Annotated in this window: 17 protein-coding genes; 4 read left to right on the top strand and 13 right to left on the bottom strand. The window is 70.8% G+C overall.

The window, feature by feature from the left end; all coding sequences use genetic code 11:
• The 10 genes from ABC337_RS08360 to ABC337_RS08315 all read right to left on the bottom strand — a co-directional run bounded on the left by ABC337_RS08360 (position 1) and on the right by ABC337_RS08315 (position 9,943).
• The gene (locus ABC337_RS08360) at positions 1–660 is read right to left on the bottom strand and encodes a 3-oxoacid CoA-transferase subunit A (protein WP_412884365.1); all 660 of its coding nucleotides are present in this window, start codon (positions 658–660) and stop codon (positions 1–3) included.
• A gap of 3 nt (positions 661–663) precedes the next feature.
• Complete coding sequence (locus tag ABC337_RS08355; RefSeq protein WP_412884366.1) at positions 664–1,887, bottom strand: thiolase family protein; 1,224 nt, start codon at positions 1,885–1,887, stop codon at positions 664–666.
• A complete protein-coding gene (gene pcaC, locus ABC337_RS08350) occupies positions 1,880–2,338 on the bottom strand; it encodes a 4-carboxymuconolactone decarboxylase (protein ID WP_412884367.1) in 459 nt (152 codons plus the stop codon). The genes ABC337_RS08355 and pcaC overlap by 8 nt, the downstream gene beginning before the upstream one ends.
• A gap of 11 nt (positions 2,339–2,349) precedes the next feature.
• Entirely contained in the window at positions 2,350–3,168 is an 819-nt protein-coding gene (locus tag ABC337_RS08345) for an alpha/beta fold hydrolase (protein ID WP_412884368.1), read from the bottom strand.
• Positions 3,161–4,618 (bottom strand): lyase family protein, encoded by a 1,458-nt coding sequence (locus ABC337_RS08340; RefSeq protein ID WP_412884369.1) that lies wholly within the window; start codon positions 4,616–4,618, stop codon positions 3,161–3,163. Before ABC337_RS08340 ends, ABC337_RS08345 begins: the two co-directional genes overlap by 8 nt.
• Positions 4,615–5,199: a protocatechuate 3,4-dioxygenase subunit alpha gene (gene pcaG, locus ABC337_RS08335; protein ID WP_412884370.1), complete on the bottom strand. Its 585-nt coding sequence runs from the start codon at positions 5,197–5,199 to the stop codon at positions 4,615–4,617. Before pcaG ends, ABC337_RS08340 begins: the two co-directional genes overlap by 4 nt.
• Positions 5,192–6,091 carry a protocatechuate 3,4-dioxygenase subunit beta gene (gene pcaH, locus ABC337_RS08330; protein WP_412884371.1) on the bottom strand — a complete coding sequence of 300 codons (900 nt, stop codon included), beginning with the start codon at positions 6,089–6,091 and terminating at the stop codon, positions 5,192–5,194. Before pcaH ends, pcaG begins: the two co-directional genes overlap by 8 nt.
• Before the next feature lie 78 nt (positions 6,092–6,169).
• The gene (locus ABC337_RS08325; protein WP_412884372.1) at positions 6,170–8,089 is read right to left on the bottom strand and encodes a bifunctional sugar phosphate isomerase/epimerase/4-hydroxyphenylpyruvate dioxygenase family protein; all 1,920 of its coding nucleotides are present in this window, start codon (positions 8,087–8,089) and stop codon (positions 6,170–6,172) included.
• Positions 8,089–8,970, bottom strand: a complete 882-nt coding sequence (locus ABC337_RS08320) for a shikimate dehydrogenase (RefSeq protein ID WP_412884373.1) — start codon at positions 8,968–8,970, stop codon at positions 8,089–8,091. The genes ABC337_RS08325 and ABC337_RS08320 overlap by 1 nt, the downstream gene beginning before the upstream one ends.
• 124 nt (positions 8,971–9,094) lie before the next feature.
• Positions 9,095–9,943: an IclR family transcriptional regulator gene (locus ABC337_RS08315; protein ID WP_412884374.1), complete on the bottom strand. Its 849-nt coding sequence runs from the start codon at positions 9,941–9,943 to the stop codon at positions 9,095–9,097.
• A 226-nt stretch (positions 9,944–10,169) separates the two neighbouring features.
• Between ABC337_RS08315 and ABC337_RS08310 the strand changes: the two genes are divergently transcribed.
• Positions 10,170–11,489: an MFS transporter gene (locus ABC337_RS08310; RefSeq protein WP_412884375.1), complete on the top strand. Its 1,320-nt coding sequence runs from the start codon at positions 10,170–10,172 to the stop codon at positions 11,487–11,489.
• Positions 11,490–11,626: 137 nt separating this feature from the next.
• Here the strand turns inward: ABC337_RS08310 and ABC337_RS08305 are convergent, their stop codons facing one another.
• On the bottom strand, positions 11,627–12,694 hold the full coding sequence (locus ABC337_RS08305) for an ATP-dependent DNA ligase (protein ID WP_412884376.1): 1,068 nt from the start codon (positions 12,692–12,694) through the stop codon (positions 11,627–11,629).
• Between the two features lie 140 nt (positions 12,695–12,834).
• Here ABC337_RS08305 and ABC337_RS08300 point away from each other — a divergent pair, with 140 nt between their 5' ends.
• Positions 12,835–13,071, top strand: coding sequence for a hypothetical protein (locus ABC337_RS08300; RefSeq protein WP_412884377.1), 237 nt, complete (start codon positions 12,835–12,837; stop codon positions 13,069–13,071).
• A 56-nt stretch (positions 13,072–13,127) separates the two neighbouring features.
• Here the strand turns inward: ABC337_RS08300 and ABC337_RS08295 are convergent, their stop codons facing one another.
• Complete coding sequence (locus tag ABC337_RS08295; RefSeq protein ID WP_412884378.1) at positions 13,128–13,901, bottom strand: NAD(P)-dependent oxidoreductase; 774 nt, start codon at positions 13,899–13,901, stop codon at positions 13,128–13,130.
• 92 nt (positions 13,902–13,993) lie between these two features.
• On the opposite strand from ABC337_RS08295, the gene ABC337_RS08290 reads away from it, so the two are divergent.
• The gene (locus tag ABC337_RS08290) at positions 13,994–14,680 is read left to right on the top strand and encodes a GntR family transcriptional regulator (RefSeq protein WP_412884379.1); all 687 of its coding nucleotides are present in this window, start codon (positions 13,994–13,996) and stop codon (positions 14,678–14,680) included.
• Between the two features lie 3 nt (positions 14,681–14,683).
• Here ABC337_RS08290 and ligM read toward each other — a convergent pair whose 3' ends face one another.
• Positions 14,684–16,093: a vanillate/3-O-methylgallate O-demethylase gene (gene ligM / locus ABC337_RS08285; protein WP_412884380.1), complete on the bottom strand. Its 1,410-nt coding sequence runs from the start codon at positions 16,091–16,093 to the stop codon at positions 14,684–14,686.
• Between the two features lie 158 nt (positions 16,094–16,251).
• Here ligM and ABC337_RS08280 point away from each other — a divergent pair, with 158 nt between their 5' ends.
• Positions 16,252–16,983, top strand: coding sequence for a PIG-L deacetylase family protein (locus ABC337_RS08280; protein WP_412884381.1), 732 nt, complete (start codon positions 16,252–16,254; stop codon positions 16,981–16,983).
• Positions 16,984–16,996: the final 13 nt, after the last annotated feature.

Below are 16,996 nucleotides of genomic sequence, written 5' to 3'. Positions count from 1 at the left end.
TCAGGCCACCTTCACAATGCTGTTGACGTAGATTCCGGGCGTGATGACGTTTTCCGGGTCGAGGCTGCCGGTGGGGACGACGTCGGAGACCTGGACGATGGTGTGCTTCGCCGCCGCGGCCATGATGGGGCCGAAGTTCCGGGCGGTCTTGCGGTAGACCAGGTTGCCCTTGCCGTCGGCGGTGAGGGCCTTGATCAGGGCGACGTCGGCGTGGATGGGCGTCTCGAAGACCTGCCACTTGCCGTCCAGGAACCGGGTTTCCTTGCCCTCGGCGAGCATGGTGCCGTAGCCGGTGGGGGTGAAGAAGCCGCCGATCCCGGCCCCGGCGGCCCGGATCCTTTCGGCCAGGTTGCCCTGCGGGACCAGCTCCAGTTCGATTTCCCCGGCCCGGTACTTCCCGTCGAAGTGCCAGGAGTCGGACTGGCGGGGGAAGGAGCAGATCATCTTCCGCACCCGGCCCTCCTTGATCAGCAGCGCCAGGCCCTGGTCGGCCTGGCCGGCGTTGTTGTTCACCACCGTGAGGCCGGTGGCGCCGCCGTCCAGCAGGGCGTCGATGAGTTCGAAGGGCTGGCCTGCGTTGCCGAAGCCGCCGATCATCACCGTGGACCCGTCCCGGATACCGGCGACGGCCTCGGCCACCGTGTCTACGAAGTTCAGCATGGCTCAGGCCTTTCCGTTGCTGGTGCCGGCGGTGACGTTTTCGAGGACGACGGCGAGGCCCTGCCCGACGCCGATGCAGATCGCGGCGACGCCCCATCGTTCGCCGGATGCCTGCAGGGAGCGGGCCAGGGTGCCCAGCAGCCGGCCGCCGGAGGCGCCCAGCGGGTGGCCCATGGCGATCGCCCCGCCGTGGCGGTTCACGATCGCGGGATCGATGCCCCAGCCGTTGATGCAAGCCAGGGACTGCGCGGCGAAGGCCTCGTTGAGTTCGACGGCGCCCACCTGGTCCCAGCCGATCCCGGCCTTCGCGAGGGCTTTGTTGGCCGCCTCGACGGGGGCGTAGCCGAAGTACTGCGGGTCGTTGGCGTGGGCGCCGCGGCCGGCGATCCTGGCCAGCGGATCGAGGCCCAGCAGCCCGGCGGCTGCCTCGCTGCCCAGCCACGCCGCGGAGGCGCCGTCGGAGAGCGGGGAGGCGTTCCCGGCGGTGATGGTGCCGCCGTCGGGCCCGTCCGTCTCGACGCGGAAGACCGTCTTCAGCCCGGCGAGTTTCTCCGCGCTGGAACCGGGGCGGATGCCCTCGTCCCGCGTCAGGTCCGTGCCCGGCACCGCGGCGACCAAAGAGTCGTAGAAACCCTCGTCCCAGGCGGCGGCGGCCAGGTTGTGCGAGGCGGCCGAAAATTCGTCCTGGGCCTCCCGCGTGACGCCGTACTTCTCGCGGAGCCGCTCGGTGGCCTCGCCGAGGGAGATGGACCAGTCCGGGCGCATCCGCTTGTTCACCAGGCGCCAGCCCAGGGTGGTGGACACCAGGGCCATGTCCCCGGCCGGGTAGGGCTTTTCGGTCTTGGGCAGCACCCACGGCGCCCGGGACATCGACTCGACGCCGCCGGTGAGCACCAGGTCCGCGTCGCCGGTGGCGATCTGCCGGGAGGCGATGATCGCCGCGTCCAGCGAGGACCCGCAGAGCCGGTTGACGGTGGTCCCCGGGACGCCGACCGGAAGCCCGGCCAGCAGGGTGCCCATCCGGGCGACGTTGCGGTTTTCCTCGCCGGCGCCGTTGGCGTTGCCGAAGACCACCTCGTCGATCCGCTCCGGGTCCAGGCCGGGGGCCCGCCGGACGGCCTCGCCGATCACGTGCGCGGCCAGGTCGTCCGGGCGTACGCCGGCCAGGCCGCCGCCGAATTTGCCGAACGGCGTCCGTACGGCGTCGTACAGAAAAGCCTCAGTCATGGTTCTTGTCCACTTCGGTCTCGTCGATGGTGCGGAACACCTGCTGGGCGGTCTTGAAGGCGGTGTTGGCCGACGGGACCCCGCAGTAGATGGCCGTCTGCAGCAGGATTTCCTTGATCTCGTCCCGGGTCAGGCCGTTGGTCAGGGCGGCCCGGATGTGCATGGCCAGCTCGTCCCAGTGCCCGTGCGCCACCATCGCGGTGATGGTGACGGCGGAGCGCATCTGCCGGCTGAGTCCGGGCCGGGTCCAGATGCCGCCCCAGGCGATCCGGGTGATCATGTCCTGGAAGTCTTCGGTGAAGTCGTCCTTGGCGGCGTTGGCCCGGTCCACATGGGCGTCGCCGAGCACCTCCCGGCGGACCTTCATGCCGCCGTCGTAGATCTCGCGGCTGGTGGCCTCCGGCTGGACTACCCCGTGCCGCTCCGGGCCGTTCCGTTCTTTATCGCTCACTGTCCGGTCGTTCACTGTCCGGTCCCGTTCGACTCGGCCCAGGTGATGAGGGTGCGCAGCAGTTCGGCGACGTGGCCGGGGGCCTCGAAGGGGGCCAGGTGCGCGACGCCGCCCAGGGTGGCGGCGTTCGCGGTGCCGCCGCCGGCGGTGATCCCGGCGACGATCTCCTGCGCGAGCGACGGCGGCGCCACCGCATCCAACTCCCCGGCGAGGGCCTGGGTGGGCACGCTGATTTGGCCGAGATCACCGCGGACGTCGTACCCGGCCAACGCCTCGCAGCAGTACGCGTAGCTGAACCGGTCCGCGTCGCGGAGGGTGTGCAGCAGGCGGCTGCTGCGCTCGGGTTCGTGCTCCATGAAGCCCGGGGCGAACCAGCGCTGGGCGGACCCCTCGATCATGACGGGGGTGCCCTGGTTCCGGACGGTCTCCGCGCGCTCCAGCCAGCCCTCGGGGGTGCCGATCTTGGCGCCACTGCACTGCACGGAGACGCTCTTGAGCCGGGCACCGTGCGCGATGGCCAGCTGCAGGCCGGTGGCCCCGCCGAGGGAGACGCCGGCGTAGTGGAACCTGGTGCCGGGGGCGATCGAGTCCACCAGGTCGACGACGGCGTCGGCCAGGTCCGCCACCGTGAACGGTTCCGTGGCGGCCGGGGAGACCCCGTGGCCGGGGAGGTCCCAGGCGACGACGTCGAACGCGTCGCCGAGGAGGCCGCCGGCCTGGCTCCAGAGCAGGGTGGAGGTCCCCAGCGAGGGCCCCACCACCAGCAGGGGCCGGTCGCCGAGCTCGCGCTGCGGGGAGAGCAGGACGGCCTTGAGGCTGGGTCTAGTCATCGGAAACACCTTTCTGGGGAGCCGGGTCCGTGAAACCGGGACGGGCGTCGAGCAGCCGGCGGATGATTTCGCCGGACTGGCCGAGGTAGTTTGCGGGGTCGAGCAGCTCCGCGAACCGTTCGTCGGTGAGGGCGTCGGCGGGGACTGCCTCCCGCAGCAGCGAGCGGTAGGTGGCACCCCGCTCGGCGGCGGGCGCCTGAAGGGTGCGGTCCACCACCTCCTGCAACCGGGCACGCCCGCCGTCCCCCAGCAGGGGTGCGACGGCGGCGCCGACGGCTTCGGAGAGCAGCAGCGGCCCGAAGAGGTCCAGGTTGCGGCGCATGGCGTCCGGGTGGGCCTGCAGTCCGGCGGTGAGCTCGCGCAGCTGGCCGGCGGCGCCGAGGGCGAGCCGGAGCAGGGAGCGCAGCGCGGGCCATTCGGCGTGCCAGGCGCCGTCGGCCCGTTCGTCGTTGAAGCTGGCCGCGGCCAGGTGCAGCTGGGCGGCCAGCGCGGGCGCCTGCAGCGCGGCGCTGCGGACCAGGACCGAGAGGACGGGGTTCTGCTTGTGTGGCATCGCCGAGGAGCCACCGCGTCCGGGGGCCACGGGTTCGGACAGCTCGGCGACCTCCGGACGGCTGAGGAACAGCACGTCCCCGGCGATCTTGCCCGCGGCGTCCGTGACCGCGGTGAGGGCGTCGCCCAGCGCCGTGACCGCGAGCCGGTTGGTGTGCCAGGGGGCCGCTACCGGGGCCAGGCCGAGGCTGGCGGCGAGCCGGTCGGAGAGCTCGAACGGGGTGACGGCGGGACCGGCTGTACCGGCGTCTGCCGAACCGGCCAGCGCGGTGCCAGCCGCCAGGGTGCCGGCGGCGCCCCCGGTCTGCACCGGAAACGTGAGGTTCTTCAGGCGCGCGGCGGCGTCGGCGAGGCCGGCGAACCACTGCGCTGCCCGGAGCCCGAAGCTGAACGGCAGGGAGTGCTGGGTCAGGCTGCGGCCCACGCAGACGGTGTCCCGGTGGCGTTCGGCGAGCCCGGCCAGCGCGGCCGTCGATTCCCGCACCTCGGCCAGGAGTTCGGCCACGGCGTCGGAAGCCAGCAGCATCAGGGCCGAGTCCAGCACGTCCTGGCTTGTTAGCGAGGCGTGCACCGCGGCGGACGCCCCGAGGCCTTCCGTGTCCAGGGTGGCGACCTGGGCCCGGAGGTCGGCCAGCAGCGGGATGACCGGGTTCGCCCCGCCCTGGGCGCGGACCGCGATCCCGGCGAGGTCGTAGCGGTCCACGTCCGCGGCCGCCGCCACCACGGCGGCGGACCCGGCGGGTTCCAGGGAGGCCTCCTCGAGAACCCCGGCCCAGGCGGCCTCGACCCGCAGGATGGCGGCGAGGACGGCGCGGTCGCCGGTCAGCGCCGTGACCCGCGGGGCGGCCGAGACCGGGCTGAGCAGGCCGAAGTCGCCGTCGGGAAGGGCGGCCGTCACGGTGCGGTGCCCTCACCCTCGGAGCCGGCTTCGAAGTCGAGGAACACCGTCTCGTCCCCGCCCTGCAGCCGGATGTCCCAGCTCAGGCCGCCATCGGCCTCGCGCCGGGCGATCAGGGTGCGGCGGCGATCCGGGTCCAGGGCGGACAGCAGCGGGTCGTTGGCCAGGGCTTCCTCGTTCTCCGGTAGGTACACGCGGGTGAAGAGCCGGTTCATCAGGCCGCGGGCGAAGACCACCACCGAGATGAACGGCGCCGCGCCCGGGGCGGTGGGGCCGGGGTTGACGGTGGTGAACGTGAAGACGCCCGTGTTGCCGACGGCGCAGCGGCCGAAGCCGGTGAAGGTGTACCCGTCGCGGACCAGGGAGCCGGGGTGCTGCGGGACGTTGCCCTCGGCGTCGGCCTGCCAGATCTCCAGGATGGCGTCCGGGACCGGGTGGCCGGCGCCGTCGTACACCGTGCCCTGCAGCCGGATGCTGCCGGGGGCGGCCGGGGGCAGCAGTTCGCGGTCCTTGGCGTAGGGCAGCGCGTAGCCGTAGAACGGGCCGACCGTCTGGCCGGGCGTGGGGGTCAACTTATTCATGCTGGTCGCCTTCCGCGCCGAGGGCCTCGTTTTCGGTCCAGGTCCGCTTGGACCCGGTCAGGACTATGTCCCAGTTGTAGGCCAGCGCCCACTCGGGCTTGGTCTGGTCGTGGTTGTAGGTGGCCACCAGGCGGTCCCGGGCGTCCTGGTCCACGATCGACTGGTAGATCGGGTCCAGGGCGAAGAGCGGGTCGCCGGGGAAGTACATCTGCGTGACGATGCGCTGGGTGAACTCGTGGCCGAAGAGCGAGAAGTGGATGTGCGCGGGGCGCCAGGCGTTCAGGTGGTTCTTCCACGGGTAGGCGCCGGGCTTGATGGTGGTGAAGCTGTAGGAGCCGTCCGCGCCGGTGATGCAGCGGCCGACGCCGGTGAAGTTCGGGTCCAGCGGTGCGGGGTGCTGGTCCCGCTTGTGGATGTAGCGGCCGGAGGAGTTGGCCTGCCAGATCTCCACCAGCTGGCCGGCCACCGGGCGGCCGTCGCCGTCGAGGACCCGGCCGGAGACGATGATCCGTTCGCCCAGGGGTTCGCCGTTGTGCTGGATGGTCAGGTCGGACTCCAGCGCGTGCACGTCCATGTGCCCGAACGCCGGTGAGTACAGCTCGATGGTCTCCGGGTCCGCGTGGTGCAGGCTCTTCGTCGGGTGCCGGAGGATGCTGCTGCGGTAGGGCGGGTAGTCCAGCCGCGGCTGGATTTCCGCGGCGGCGCCGTTGGCGCGGGCCTGGGCGTACGCGGCGCCAAGGGCCTGCATCTCGTCGCTGAGGATCTGCTGGGATTCGGCGGCGGTGTCCAGAGCGGGTACGGCCGGCTGGGCCGGGGTCTGGGGCGCTGCGTCGGACACGTCTTCGGTGAGCGGGTCCGCGTTGAACGTCTCGCGGTTGATCTCTTCAGGCACTGCAGCCTCCTTTCGTGGTGCTGGATCGGTGATGCTCGGATGATGGTCGGTCAGGCTGTTGAGTTCAGGAGGTGCGGGTCAGGAGGTGCGGGTCAGCTGGTGCCGGTGGTCGTACTGGACGGCGTGGCGGACCGGCGCGTTGGGGGCACCATACCCGTCGTAGCGGCCGCGGCGTTCGACCATTTCGAAGAACACGCTGCCCACGGTGGCGGTGTAGAAGTGCAGGAACTCGCCGTCGGCGTCGCTGTCGTAGAGCAGGTTCAGCTCGCGCAGGGTGGCGAGGAACTCCGGGTCCAGGTCGAAACGGGCGTCCAGGTCCTCGTAGTAGTTGGCCGGGATGCGCAGGAAGTCCAGGCCCCGGTCCCGGGCGGCGCGGGCGGTGGCCACCAGGTCATCGACGGCCACCGCGATGTGCTCCTGGTAGGTCCGGCGCGGCGTGTGGGCCCCGCCGGCCGGCTCCGTGGCGCCCTCCTGCTGGTGCAGCGGCGCGAGGTTGAGCACCAGCCGGACGCCCCGGTCGCCCGTGGCCATGACCTGCGAGCGGACCAGCCCGGTGGGGCTGGCCACCTCGGCGTAGGGCTGGGGCTGGAGTGCCAGCGCGCTGGTGTAGAAGAGGACGGCCTCATCGAAGTGCTGCCAGGGCTGGGCCAGGTTGACGTGGTCAATAATGGCCCTCGCGCCGTCGGCCTCCCCGCCCGTGGATGGCTCCGCGTGGCCGGGGCCGAACTCATCCACCCACGCGGCCGTGCCGTCCGGGCTGCCCTGGCAGAGGAAGATCTCGGTTGAGTCCGGCGCGGCGAAGCCCTGGAAGACCTCCTCGTCCGCGCGGCTGGTGCGCGGCACGGCGGGTGCCTTCAGCTGCCGGGCGCGGGCCGCGGCGAGCACGGGCGAGTCGACGTCGAAGCCGACGGCGGCAATGGCGGTTTCCGCCGGGGCCGGGGCGTCCTCGTTGATGATGATCCGGGCCTGGCCGAGGGTCCAGAGCTGGACGTTCTTGCTGCGGTGCCGGCCGTTGAAGCCGAAGCCGAGCTGGCCCAGCAGGCTCTCCAGGGCGGCGGTGTCCGTGGCGCGCACCTCGGCGAAGTTGAACCCGGCGGGTTCGGCCACCCGCGGCAGCGTGGCCAGCTCCATCGGGTGCCGGCGCGGGGCGGGCCGGCCGGCGGCGGCGGCCGCGTTCCCGGTGAGCCACTTGGCGCTTTGTTCCTCGAGCCAGATCAGGGAACGCATCGCGTCCACGGCGGTGCGTTCGACGTCGGACTGGCGGAAGACGTCGTTGAAGACCTCGAGCGAGACCGGTCCCGCGTACCCGGCGCGGACCACGTGGCCCATGAACTTGGCCAGCTCGAACTGCCCCTCGCCCGGAAAGACCCGGTGGTGCCGGCTCCAGGAGAGGACGTCCATGGACAGCTTGGGGGCGTCAGCAACCTGGACGAAGAAGATCTTCTCCGGGTCGAACGCCTCGATCGGTGCGGTGTCCCAGTCGCGGGAGAGGATGTGGAAGGAATCCAGGCAGGTGCCCAGGTTCGGGTGGTCCACGCGGGCCACCAGGCGGTGGGCGTGCTCGTAGTCGTTGACGTAGCGGCCCCAGGCGAGGGCCTCGTACGCCACCCGCACCCCATGCTCCCCGGCCAGCTCCGCGAGCCGGGCCAGCTGTTCGGCGCGGAGATCGTCGTCGTCGATAGAGGCGGTGGCCACGTTGGAGCAGACCAGCATGGTGTCCATGCCCAGGCGGGACATCAGCCGAAACTTGGCCTCGGCGCGGCGGAGGTTGCCGGCCAGCAGCTCCTCCGGGACGCTGTCGAAGTCGCGGAACGGCTGATACAGGTCCAGGGTCAGGCCAAGGTCCGCGGCCATGGCGCGGATGTCCTCCGGGCTCAGCGGCGAGGTGACCAGGTCCTGCTCGAAGATCTCGATCCCGTCGAAGCCGGCGATGGCGCAGGCCTGCATCTTCTCCCGCAGGGTGCCGGAGAGGCAGACGGTGGCGATTCCGGTGCGCATCAGGCGGCCACCTCCTCGGCGGCGACAAGTTCCAGGAAGTGGCCGCGCATCCGGGCCGCGTCCGGTTCCCGGCCGGTGAAGATGCGGAACGCGTCGGCGGCCTGGCCCACGGCCATCCGGCCGCCGTCGAGGACCTCGCAGCCGCGTTCCCGCGCCACCCGGACCAGCTCGGTCTCGATCGGCCGGTAGACGATGTCCGCCACCCAGTGCCGGGACTCCAGCAGTTCGGCGTCCAGCGGCAGCCCGGGGTGGGCGGCCATGCCCACCGGGGTGCAGTGGACCAGCCCGTCGGCGCGCGGCATCAGGGCCGGCAGCTCCGCCGTCGTCCGTGCCGTGACCGTGGCGCCGGGGAAGAGGACGGCCAGCTCGGCGGCGCGGGCCGCGCAGCGGGCGGGGTCGGTGTCCACCAGGTCCAGTTCACGGACGCCGGCGGTTAGCAGGGCGTAGGCGACGGCGGAGCCCGCGCCGCCGGCGCCGAGCTGGACCACGCGGTCCAGGGTGGCGTCGGGGAGCCCGTCGGCCAGAGCCGCGGCAAAGCCGGAGCAGTCGGTGTTGTGGCCGGTCAGCCGGCCGTCCCGGATGGTGACGGTGTTGACCGCGCCGAGCCGGCGGGCGTCCGGGGTGAGGTCGTCGAGGTGCTCGATGACCAGCTGCTTGCAGGGGTGGGTGATGTTCAGGCCGTTGAAGCCCAGCCGCGCGGCGCCGGTGAGGAGATCACCGACGGCGGTGCCGGGCAGGCCGAGTTCGATCAGGTCGATGGGCCGGTACAGGTAGCGCAGGCCCTGCTCATCGCCCTCCCGTTCGTGCATGGGCGGCGTGAGCGAGGGCGTCACGCCATCACCCACGAGGCCTATGAGGAAGGACTCCGCTCGGTTGCTCATCCGTGTAGCTCCTTTGACAACGGCACCCTCTCCGCCGCACCGCTCGGGGCGGCGGGGAAAGTGATAGGGGTAACAGTACTGCAAGTGTTCACATAATGCACTTGTGTTCTTATGGCGAACTTATTTATTGCTGCGGCAGCCTGGCGGAGAGTTCCGCGGCCGCCGCCTGCAGCAGGGGCACCAACGCCACGAGGGCCTCCATGCTCATCCGGAAGACGGGTACGGCGGTGGCCAGGGAGGCGAAGGCGTGGCCCTGGGAGTTGAAGACGGGGACGGCGACGGCGCGCATGCCCAGCTCGTTCTCCTCGTCCATGGTGGCGTAGCCGCGGGCCCGAACCTGCTCGATCTCGGCGCGGAAATCCCCGCGGTCCGTGATGGAGCGCTCCGTCAGGGGATCGAGCGGGAGTTCCTCCAGCAGCCGGCTCCGGGTGGCGTCATCGGCGAAGGCAACCAGCGCCTTCCCCACGGAGGTGGTGTGCAGCGCTCCCAGATGGCCGGGGTCCGAGGTGACGCGGAAGGTCTGCGGGCCGTCCACCTTGTTCACGGTGAGGTGGTGATTGCCGTCCCGCACGGAGAGGATGGTGGCCTCCCCGGTCTCCTCGGTCACCCGGCGCAGGATGGGCAGCGAGGTACCGGCGAAGCCGTGGTGGTTCGAGACCCGCTGGCCCAGCTGGAACACCCGCAGGCCCAGGTGGTAGCGGCGGCCGTCCGGCTCGTAATCGACGAAGCCGTCCCGGGTGAGCGAGCCCAGCAGCCGGTAGGTGGTGCTGAACGGCAGCTCCGCGCGGCGGGAAAGCTCGGCGGCACTGGCGCCGCGGGGTTCATCGCCGAGCAGGACCAGCAGCCCGAGGGCCTTGCCGACCATGTCGGTGCGGGAGCCGGTACCGGATTCGGCGGCCTCCGGGGCGGATCCATCCTTGGGTCCGGCGCCGGACTGATCGGCGGCCGGCATTGTGTCCTGGTTCACACTCATGGCTCGATGTTCTCACATTGTGAGAGCTATTGCTAGATGGTGAATATTTTCCTTGACAAGTGATCTGCCCCACAGCCATGCTTGCTACATCACGCAAGTAGCTCCCACCATGCGGCTACTTCACAGGGTCCACTCCAGGTCAATCGGCTGCCGCATCCGGGAAGCCAGCGGCCGGCACGGCCCCCGAGATCCATCCCCGACAATGCCGTCACCCCGAAGGAACACCATGAGCCAGACTCTCCCGACTACGACGCCGGGCACCACCGCTCCGGCGGGCACGCCGAAGAAGGCGGCCCTCGCCAGCTTCCTCGGCAGCGCCGTCGAGTACTACGACTTCTTCATCTTCGGTTCCGCCGCCGCCCTGATCTTCCCGAAGGTCTTCTTCCCGGACGCGGACACCAACGCCGCCATCATGTCCTTCGCGACCTTCGGCTTCGCATACATCGCCCGCCCGGTGGGCGCCATCATCCTGGGCCACTTCGGCGACAGGGTGGGCCGCCGCAAGGTCCTCATGTTCACGCTGGTGCTGATGGGCGCCTCCACCTTCGTCATCGGCTGCCTGCCGGACTTCAAGACGGTCGGCTGGTGGGCGCCGGTGCTGCTGGTGATCGCCCGGCTCTGCCAGGGCCTCTCCGCCGCCGGCGAGCAGGCCGGCGCCTCCTCCATGACGCTGGAGCACGCCCCGGACAACCGCCGCTCCTTCTTCACCTCCTGGACCCTCACCGGCACCCAGGGCGGCCAGATCCTCGCGGCCCTCGTCTTCATCCCCGTCCTCGCCCTGCCGGACGAGGTCAAGTACGGCATCGGCTGGCGCATCCCGTTCTGGCTCAGCGCCGTCGTCGTGGTGGTCGCGTTCTTCATCCGCCGCACCCTGCACGAGCCGCCCGCCTTCGAGGAAGCCCAGAAGAGCGCCCAGATTTCCAAGATCCCGGTGGCCGACCTGCTCAAGCACCACTGGCGTGACGTGCTGCGCGTCGTGGCCTGCGCCTTCATCGCCGCCGTCTCCACCGTCTTCGGCACCCTGGCCATCAGCTACGCCAAGACCGTCGCCAACGTGGACGGCACCGTGACCCTCTGGCTGGTGGTCGGCGCGAACCTGGTGGCCCTGGGCACCCAGCCGCTGTTCGGCAAGCTCGCTGACCGGATCGGCCGGAAGCCCGTCTTCATCTACGGCGCGCTCTCCAGCGCAGTGCTGACCCCGGTGTTCCTGCTCAGCCTCGAATCCGGCTCCATCCCGCTGATGTTCCTGGCCGCGATCGGCTTCTTCTCCTTCGGCTACGCCGCCTCGAACGCCGTCTGGCCCTCCTTCTACGCCGAGATGTTCAGCACCAAGGTCCGTTTCTCCGGCCTGGCGATCGGCACCCAGCTGGGCTTCCTGATGGCCGGCTTCGCCCCGGCGATCGTGGCCGCGATGGGCGGCATCAAGGCCGGTGGCTGGGTCCAGATCACCATCTTCACCGCCATCATCTGCGTCATCGCCGCGGCCTCCGCGCTGACCGCCAAGGAAACCTTCAAGGTCCCCACCAAGGAGCTCGGCCTCCGCTGAGCCCCCTCTGTTTGAAAGGCCAGGGCGGACGTTCCCGCCCGGTTACAACCCGAAAGGCCCGGTGTGTTCACGGAACACGCCGGGCCTTCCGGCGTGCCGGGACCTGAAGGCGGCAGTAACCGGGAAGGAGCGTACGCCTAGCGGCCGGCGCCCAGCACGTCGGCCAAGTCGTAGCTGACCGGCTCCTCCAGCTGCGCGTAGGTGCAGGACCGAGGGTCCCGGTCCGGCCGCCACCGCACGAACTGGGTGGTGTGCCGGAACCTGGGCCCTTCCATGTGGTCGTATTTGACCTCCAGCACCCGCTCCGGCCGCAGCGGCACGAAGCTGAGGTCCTTGCTGCCGCTCCACCGGCTGCCCTCGGCGTTGCGCGGGGTGCGGGTGCCATCCTCCTGCCGGTCCCAGGCCCAGGGGTGGTCGGCGAAGTCCGTGACCAGGGGCTGGAGTTCCTCGAAGAGTTCCTTCCGGCGCTGCATCGGGAAGGCACCCACGACGCCGACACTGGCCAGCACGCCGTCGCCGTCGTAGAGGCCCAACAGCAGCGAGCCCACCCGGTCCGGCCCCGAGGTGTGCACCCGGTAGCCGGCCAGGACGCAGTCCGCGGTGCGCTGGTGCTTGACCTTGAACATGGTCCGCTTGTCCGGCTGGTAGACCGAGTCCAGGGCCTTGGCCACGATCCCGTCCAGGCCGGCGCCCTCGAACTGGTTGAACCAGCGCTCCGCGGTGTCCCGGTCCCGGGTCGCGGCCGTGACGTGCACCGGCGCGCTGCTGGCGGCCAGCGCGCTTTCCAGGGCCTCGCGGCGTTCCGCGAACGGCCGGCCGGTGAAGTCCTCGCCGTCCAGGGCCAGCAGGTCGAAGGCGACGAAGCTGGCGGGCGTCTGCCCGGCCAGCAACGTGACCCGGCTGGCAGCGGGGTGGATCCGTTGCTGCAGCGCGTCGAAATCCAGCCGGTCCCCCGCCACCAGGACCACCTCCCCGTCCAGCACGCAGCGCGGCGGCAGGTTTCGCTTCAGGGCCTCGACCAGCTCCGGGAAGTACCGGGTCAACGGTTTGCCGTTGCGGCTGCCGATCTCCACCTCGTCCCCGTCGCGGAAAATGATGGAGCGGAAACCGTCCCACTTGGGTTCGAAGCTCAGCTCCCCCTCGGGGAGGGCGGGGACGGCCTTGGCCAGCATCGGCGCGACCGGAGGCATCAGGGGCAGGTCCATGCGCCCATTCTTGCCTGCGCCCGGCCCGGCGTCGAGAACTAACCCGTTCCTTACCGCACCGAAACGCGGCGGCAACAATGGCCGCCCACACTGGAAGTGCCCGCAGGTCCAGGCATCAGCTCCAGTCCGGGAGGCCCGCCATGTTGAAGGAAGCAGCAGCGCACGTTGTCCGTATCCGCAGCCTCGAGCAGGTGCGGCGGGGGGACGAGATCGAGGCCCGCCTGCGGGTGGGACCGAACTACGACGACGTCGTCATCCGCCGCGGGTGCGTGCAGGAGACGGCCCCGGGGATCGGCGTCGTCTGGATCCTGGACCGGCAGAGCGGCATGCGCAAGGCCGTCAACGCCGACGAATGCACCCTGTGGCGCGTCGCCTGAGCCTGATACTCAACCGTCGCCTCAGCAGGAGATCCACCCCCGGCCGGCGGGCGTAGTCAGTCAGGACTGTCCCCGGCCAGCAGGTGCAGCCATTCGATGGTGCCGTCGGTGACCGGGTGCGGCACGCCGAGGCTGTCGAGGAAGGCCCGCGCCTCGCGCATCTCCGCCTCGCGCCGCACCGCGTGGACCGGCGTCCCCGCCAGCAGCCGCGACACCAGCGCAGGGCCGGCGGGACCCAACTCTGCGGCGATCTGGCCGGTCAACCACTCCTCGGCACCCACGGCCCGGGCCGCCGTCACCGCCTCGATCAGTCCGGCCGCGAGGCCCTTCATGAACACGCTGCGCAACAGCTTCAATCCGGCGGCCACCCCCGCCTCGCCGCCCGCGCCGGCCGCCGGGATGCCCCAGCCCGCCAGTACCGGCAGCAGCGCCTCCGTGCCGGGGCCGCTCAGCAGCAGCGGGGTGGCCAGCCGGGCGCGGGCCACGGGGGCCAGGACGGCGACGTCGACGAAGGCGGCCCCGCCGTCCCGGGCGGACAGGGCCTGACGCCGCTTGGCCTCCGGGCCTGCGGTGTTCAGGTCCGCGTAGAGGGCATCCGGGCCCAGGGCCGGCAACGCCTGGCCCAGCACCTCCGCCGCGGCCGCCCCGCCCACCAGGCTGAGGACCACGGACGCACCGCGCACAGCCTCCGTCACGGACGCGGCCCGGAGCACGCCTGGCGGTGTGGCAGCCACCCGGGGGTCGACGCCGGTGACGGCCACGCCCAGCCCGGCGAGGTCCCCGGCATAGATGCTTCCGGCTTCCCCCAGGCCGAGTACGGCGACGCGCATGCGGACCCACCCCTTCGATGCTTCTAAGATTGTAGACAATATGGTCCCGGATCCGGGGTCTGCCGCAGTCCGATTCCGGGGGTTGAGTTCATATGGCACCAGCAGCTGAGAGTCCCGCCCTGGCGGTCCGGACCGCCGAGGCCGTGACGGCCGCGGACACCCGGGTGACGGACCTGATCCGCGGGGCGATTATCCGCGGCGAGTACGCCCCCAACCAGCGGCTGATCGAGGCCGACCTGAGCGGGGCCTTCGCCGCCAGCCGGGCCACGGTCCGGACCGCGCTGCTGGAGCTGGCCGGCGAGGGACTGGTGGAACGGCTGCCCAACCGCGGCTCCCGGGTGCGTGCCATCTCGGTGGAGGAGGCGATCGAGATCCTGGAGGTGCGGATCGGCGTCGAGGGCCTGTGCGCCGCGAAGACCGCCGCCGCGCTCAGCGACCGGGACGCCGCCGAACTGCTGGACCTCCGGGCCAGGATGATCGAGTCCGTCGCCGAGGGTGACCTGGTGGAGTACTCCCGGCTGAACCTCTCGCTGGACAACCGGATCCGGGAACTGAGCCACCACACGATCGCCGCCGAGGTCCTGGCCCGGCTGCACGCCCAGAGCGTCCGGCACCAGTTCAAGCTCTCCTCCAGGCCGCAGCGGGCCAAGGTCTCCGTGCTGGAGCACGCCGCGATCATCGACGCCGTCGTCGCCCGGGATCCGGACGCCGCCGAGCAGGCGGTGCGCAGCCACCTGCTCAGCGTCATCGCGGCCCTCCGCGAGCTCCCGGCGGCCTGACCCCTAGCGGGCGGCGCCGGCGGTCCGCCAGCCGCCGTGGTACTCGGTCCGGGCCGTCACGGCGTAGGGCACCGGGCTGACGACGGCGCGCACGCTGAGCTGCTCGTGCGGTTCCACGGTGGTCTTGCGGGAGCCGCCGTCGGGTTCACCCCAGATCACCCTGACCTCGGTGCCGGCCTCGACGTTGGCGTCCACGGTGGCCAGGGACAGTCCCCGGCGTTCGTTGGCCGAGACACCGGTGAAGAGCGAGAGCCCCACCGGGGTGCCGTCCGCGTCCACCACGGAGTCGTAGTTGGAGGAGCCGTAGTTGGCGTTGGGGAGGTCGAAGAACTGGTAGCCGGGGGTGTCCCGGTCCAGGAACGAGGCCCAGATCTTCGCCAGGTCCTCGTCGTTCCAGGCCAGGGTGACCTTGCGCCGCTGGGACGCCGGGTCGATCCGTTCCAGAGCCTCGCGGCCGATGAAGTCGTGGTCGAACTTCACGAAGGAGCCGTAACCGAGCTCCCAGGGCGTCAGGTAATAGTCCTCGATGCTCTCCGAGACGAACGATCCGGCCAAGGCGTTGGTGGCCTCGTAGCTGGCGGCCGGCAGCCACTGCCGGTAGGCACGTTCGGCGTCACTGCTGTAGATGGCCGGTAGCGGCGAGGGGATCCAGCCGGACTCCAGGGTGTTGGAGGAGTAGGCCCGGGATCCGCAGGGTTCGATGCCGAACTCCGCGCCGGCCTCCAGCACCGCGTCGCGGATCCTGCCGTGCTGAGCGTAAGGTCCCCAGATTTCCAGGCCCGGGGCGCCGGCCATGCCGTGGCGCAGGGTGCGGACGTGCTGCCCGGCAATCTCCAGCTGCCCCATGTGGAAGAACCTGACCTGTTCCAGCGTGCCGCCGTTGAGCTTTTCGATGATCTGCCAGGCGTTCGGGCCCTGGATCTGGAAACGGTAGTACTCGCGCTGGACGGCCTGGCCGTAGGGCCGCGACGGGGACCGGTCGTCGTAGCGGCATTCGACGTCGTAGCCGCCTGTTTCGGCGTGGAACTGCAGCCAGTTCGCCGCAGGCGCACGGCCGACATAGACGAATTCGTTCTCCGCCTGGTGGAAGAGGATGCCGTCGCCGATCACGCCGCCGTTGGAGGCGGTGGGGACGAACTGTTTGGCGGTGTTGACCGGGAAGTTGGCGAAGCTGTTGACGCCGGTGTCCGAGAGGAGCCTCAGTGCATCCGGGCCGGTGATGAAGAAGTTCACCATGTGGTGCGACTGGTCGTAGAGGACGGCGGTCTCCCGCCAGGCCCGTTGCTCGCGCCGCCAGTTGGTGAACTCCGCCGGCACCACCGGATAGATGTAGGTGCCGAGCTGGGAGTTCCGGAGGTGCTCCACGGTGTTGCCGGCCGCGTCGAGGACATCCTGCAGGGACTTCTGGGCCATCGGTTATCTCCTTTGATAGCGGGCCGCAACCGTGGCCGCGATCGCCGTACGGATCTGGAATCAGGATTGCTAACAAAATTGTATGGGATGTATTGACCGGTCTGCCAGAGCGTGGTTGTCTGGCACTGTCCGCGGGGCGAACCGGAGAGGACCGAGACATGGGCATGCCAGGAACGGTGCTGGTGGTCAGCGCGCACGCCGGAGATTTCGTCTGGCGGGCCGGGGGCGCGATCGCCGCCGCCACCGGCCGGGGGGACCGCGCCGTCGTCGTCTGCCTCTCCTACGGTGAGCGCGGCGAGTCCGCCAGCCAGTGGCTCGCCGGCAAGTCGCTCGTGGAGATCAAGGAGCTGCGCCGGTCCGAGGCGGAGGCCGCGGCGGCCGCACTCGGCGCCGAGATCGAGTTCCTGGACGCCGGCGACTACCCGCTGCAGCCCAGCCGCGAACTGCTGGACACGCTGGTCCGGATCTACCGCCGGATCCAGCCCACGGTGGTGCTGACCCACCCGCTGCTGGACCCCTACAACGGGGACCATCCGGCGGCGGCCCGCCTGGCGATCGAGGCCCGGATCCTGGCCCAGGCGATCGGTTACGACGCCCCCGGCGAGGTGCTCGGGGCTCCCCCGGTGTTCTTCTTCGAGCCGCACCAGCCGGAGCAGTGCGACTTCAAGCCCGACGTCCTGCTGGACATCACCGCGGCGTTTCCGGCCAAGGAGCGGGCCATGAAATGCCTTCCGGCCCAGCAGCACATGTGGGAGTACTACAGCTCGCTGGCCGTCCGCCGCGGCGTCCAGGTCAAGCGCAACGCCGGGCCGAACCTCGGGCTGCCGGTGGACACCCGCGGTGAGGCCTACATGCGCTACTACCCCCAGGTCACCGATGTCCTGGCCTGAAGCACCGCGGGAA

This window comes from Arthrobacter phoenicis, assembly GCF_047238215.1.
GTDB lineage: Bacteria > Actinomycetota > Actinomycetes > Actinomycetales > Micrococcaceae > Arthrobacter.
Note: the sequence above shows the minus strand (reverse complement) of the source record. Positions and strands in the feature narration are given on the sequence as shown.

What these genes read in the sequence shown, in the direction of transcription:
- pcaG (WP_412884370.1), bottom strand. Translation starts at nt 5,199, where the DNA reads ATGAATAAGTTGACCCCCACGCCCGGCCAGACGGTCGGCCCGTTCTAC.
- ABC337_RS08295 (WP_412884378.1), bottom strand. Translation starts at nt 13,901, where the DNA reads ATGCGCGTCGCCGTACTCGGCCTGGGGGAAGCCGGAAGCATCTATGCC.
- ABC337_RS08345 (WP_412884368.1), bottom strand. Translation starts at nt 3,168, where the DNA reads ATGACTAGACCCAGCCTCAAGGCCGTCCTGCTCTCCCCGCAGCGCGAG.
- ABC337_RS08355 (WP_412884366.1), bottom strand. Translation starts at nt 1,887, where the DNA reads ATGACTGAGGCTTTTCTGTACGACGCCGTACGGACGCCGTTCGGCAAA.
- ABC337_RS08325 (WP_412884372.1), bottom strand. Translation starts at nt 8,089, where the DNA reads ATGCGCACCGGAATCGCCACCGTCTGCCTCTCCGGCACCCTGCGGGAG.
- ligM (WP_412884380.1), bottom strand. Translation starts at nt 16,093, where the DNA reads ATGGCCCAGAAGTCCCTGCAGGATGTCCTCGACGCGGCCGGCAACACC.
- ABC337_RS08320 (WP_412884373.1), bottom strand. Translation starts at nt 8,970, where the DNA reads ATGAGCAACCGAGCGGAGTCCTTCCTCATAGGCCTCGTGGGTGATGGC.
- ABC337_RS08310 (WP_412884375.1), top strand. Translation starts at nt 10,170, where the DNA reads ATGAGCCAGACTCTCCCGACTACGACGCCGGGCACCACCGCTCCGGCG.
- ABC337_RS08360 (WP_412884365.1), bottom strand. Translation starts at nt 660, where the DNA reads ATGCTGAACTTCGTAGACACGGTGGCCGAGGCCGTCGCCGGTATCCGG.
- ABC337_RS08290 (WP_412884379.1), top strand. Translation starts at nt 13,994, where the DNA reads ATGGCACCAGCAGCTGAGAGTCCCGCCCTGGCGGTCCGGACCGCCGAG.
- ABC337_RS08305 (WP_412884376.1), bottom strand. Translation starts at nt 12,694, where the DNA reads ATGGACCTGCCCCTGATGCCTCCGGTCGCGCCGATGCTGGCCAAGGCC.
- ABC337_RS08315 (WP_412884374.1), bottom strand. Translation starts at nt 9,943, where the DNA reads ATGAGTGTGAACCAGGACACAATGCCGGCCGCCGATCAGTCCGGCGCC.
- ABC337_RS08300 (WP_412884377.1), top strand. Translation starts at nt 12,835, where the DNA reads ATGTTGAAGGAAGCAGCAGCGCACGTTGTCCGTATCCGCAGCCTCGAG.
- ABC337_RS08280 (WP_412884381.1), top strand. Translation starts at nt 16,252, where the DNA reads ATGGGCATGCCAGGAACGGTGCTGGTGGTCAGCGCGCACGCCGGAGAT.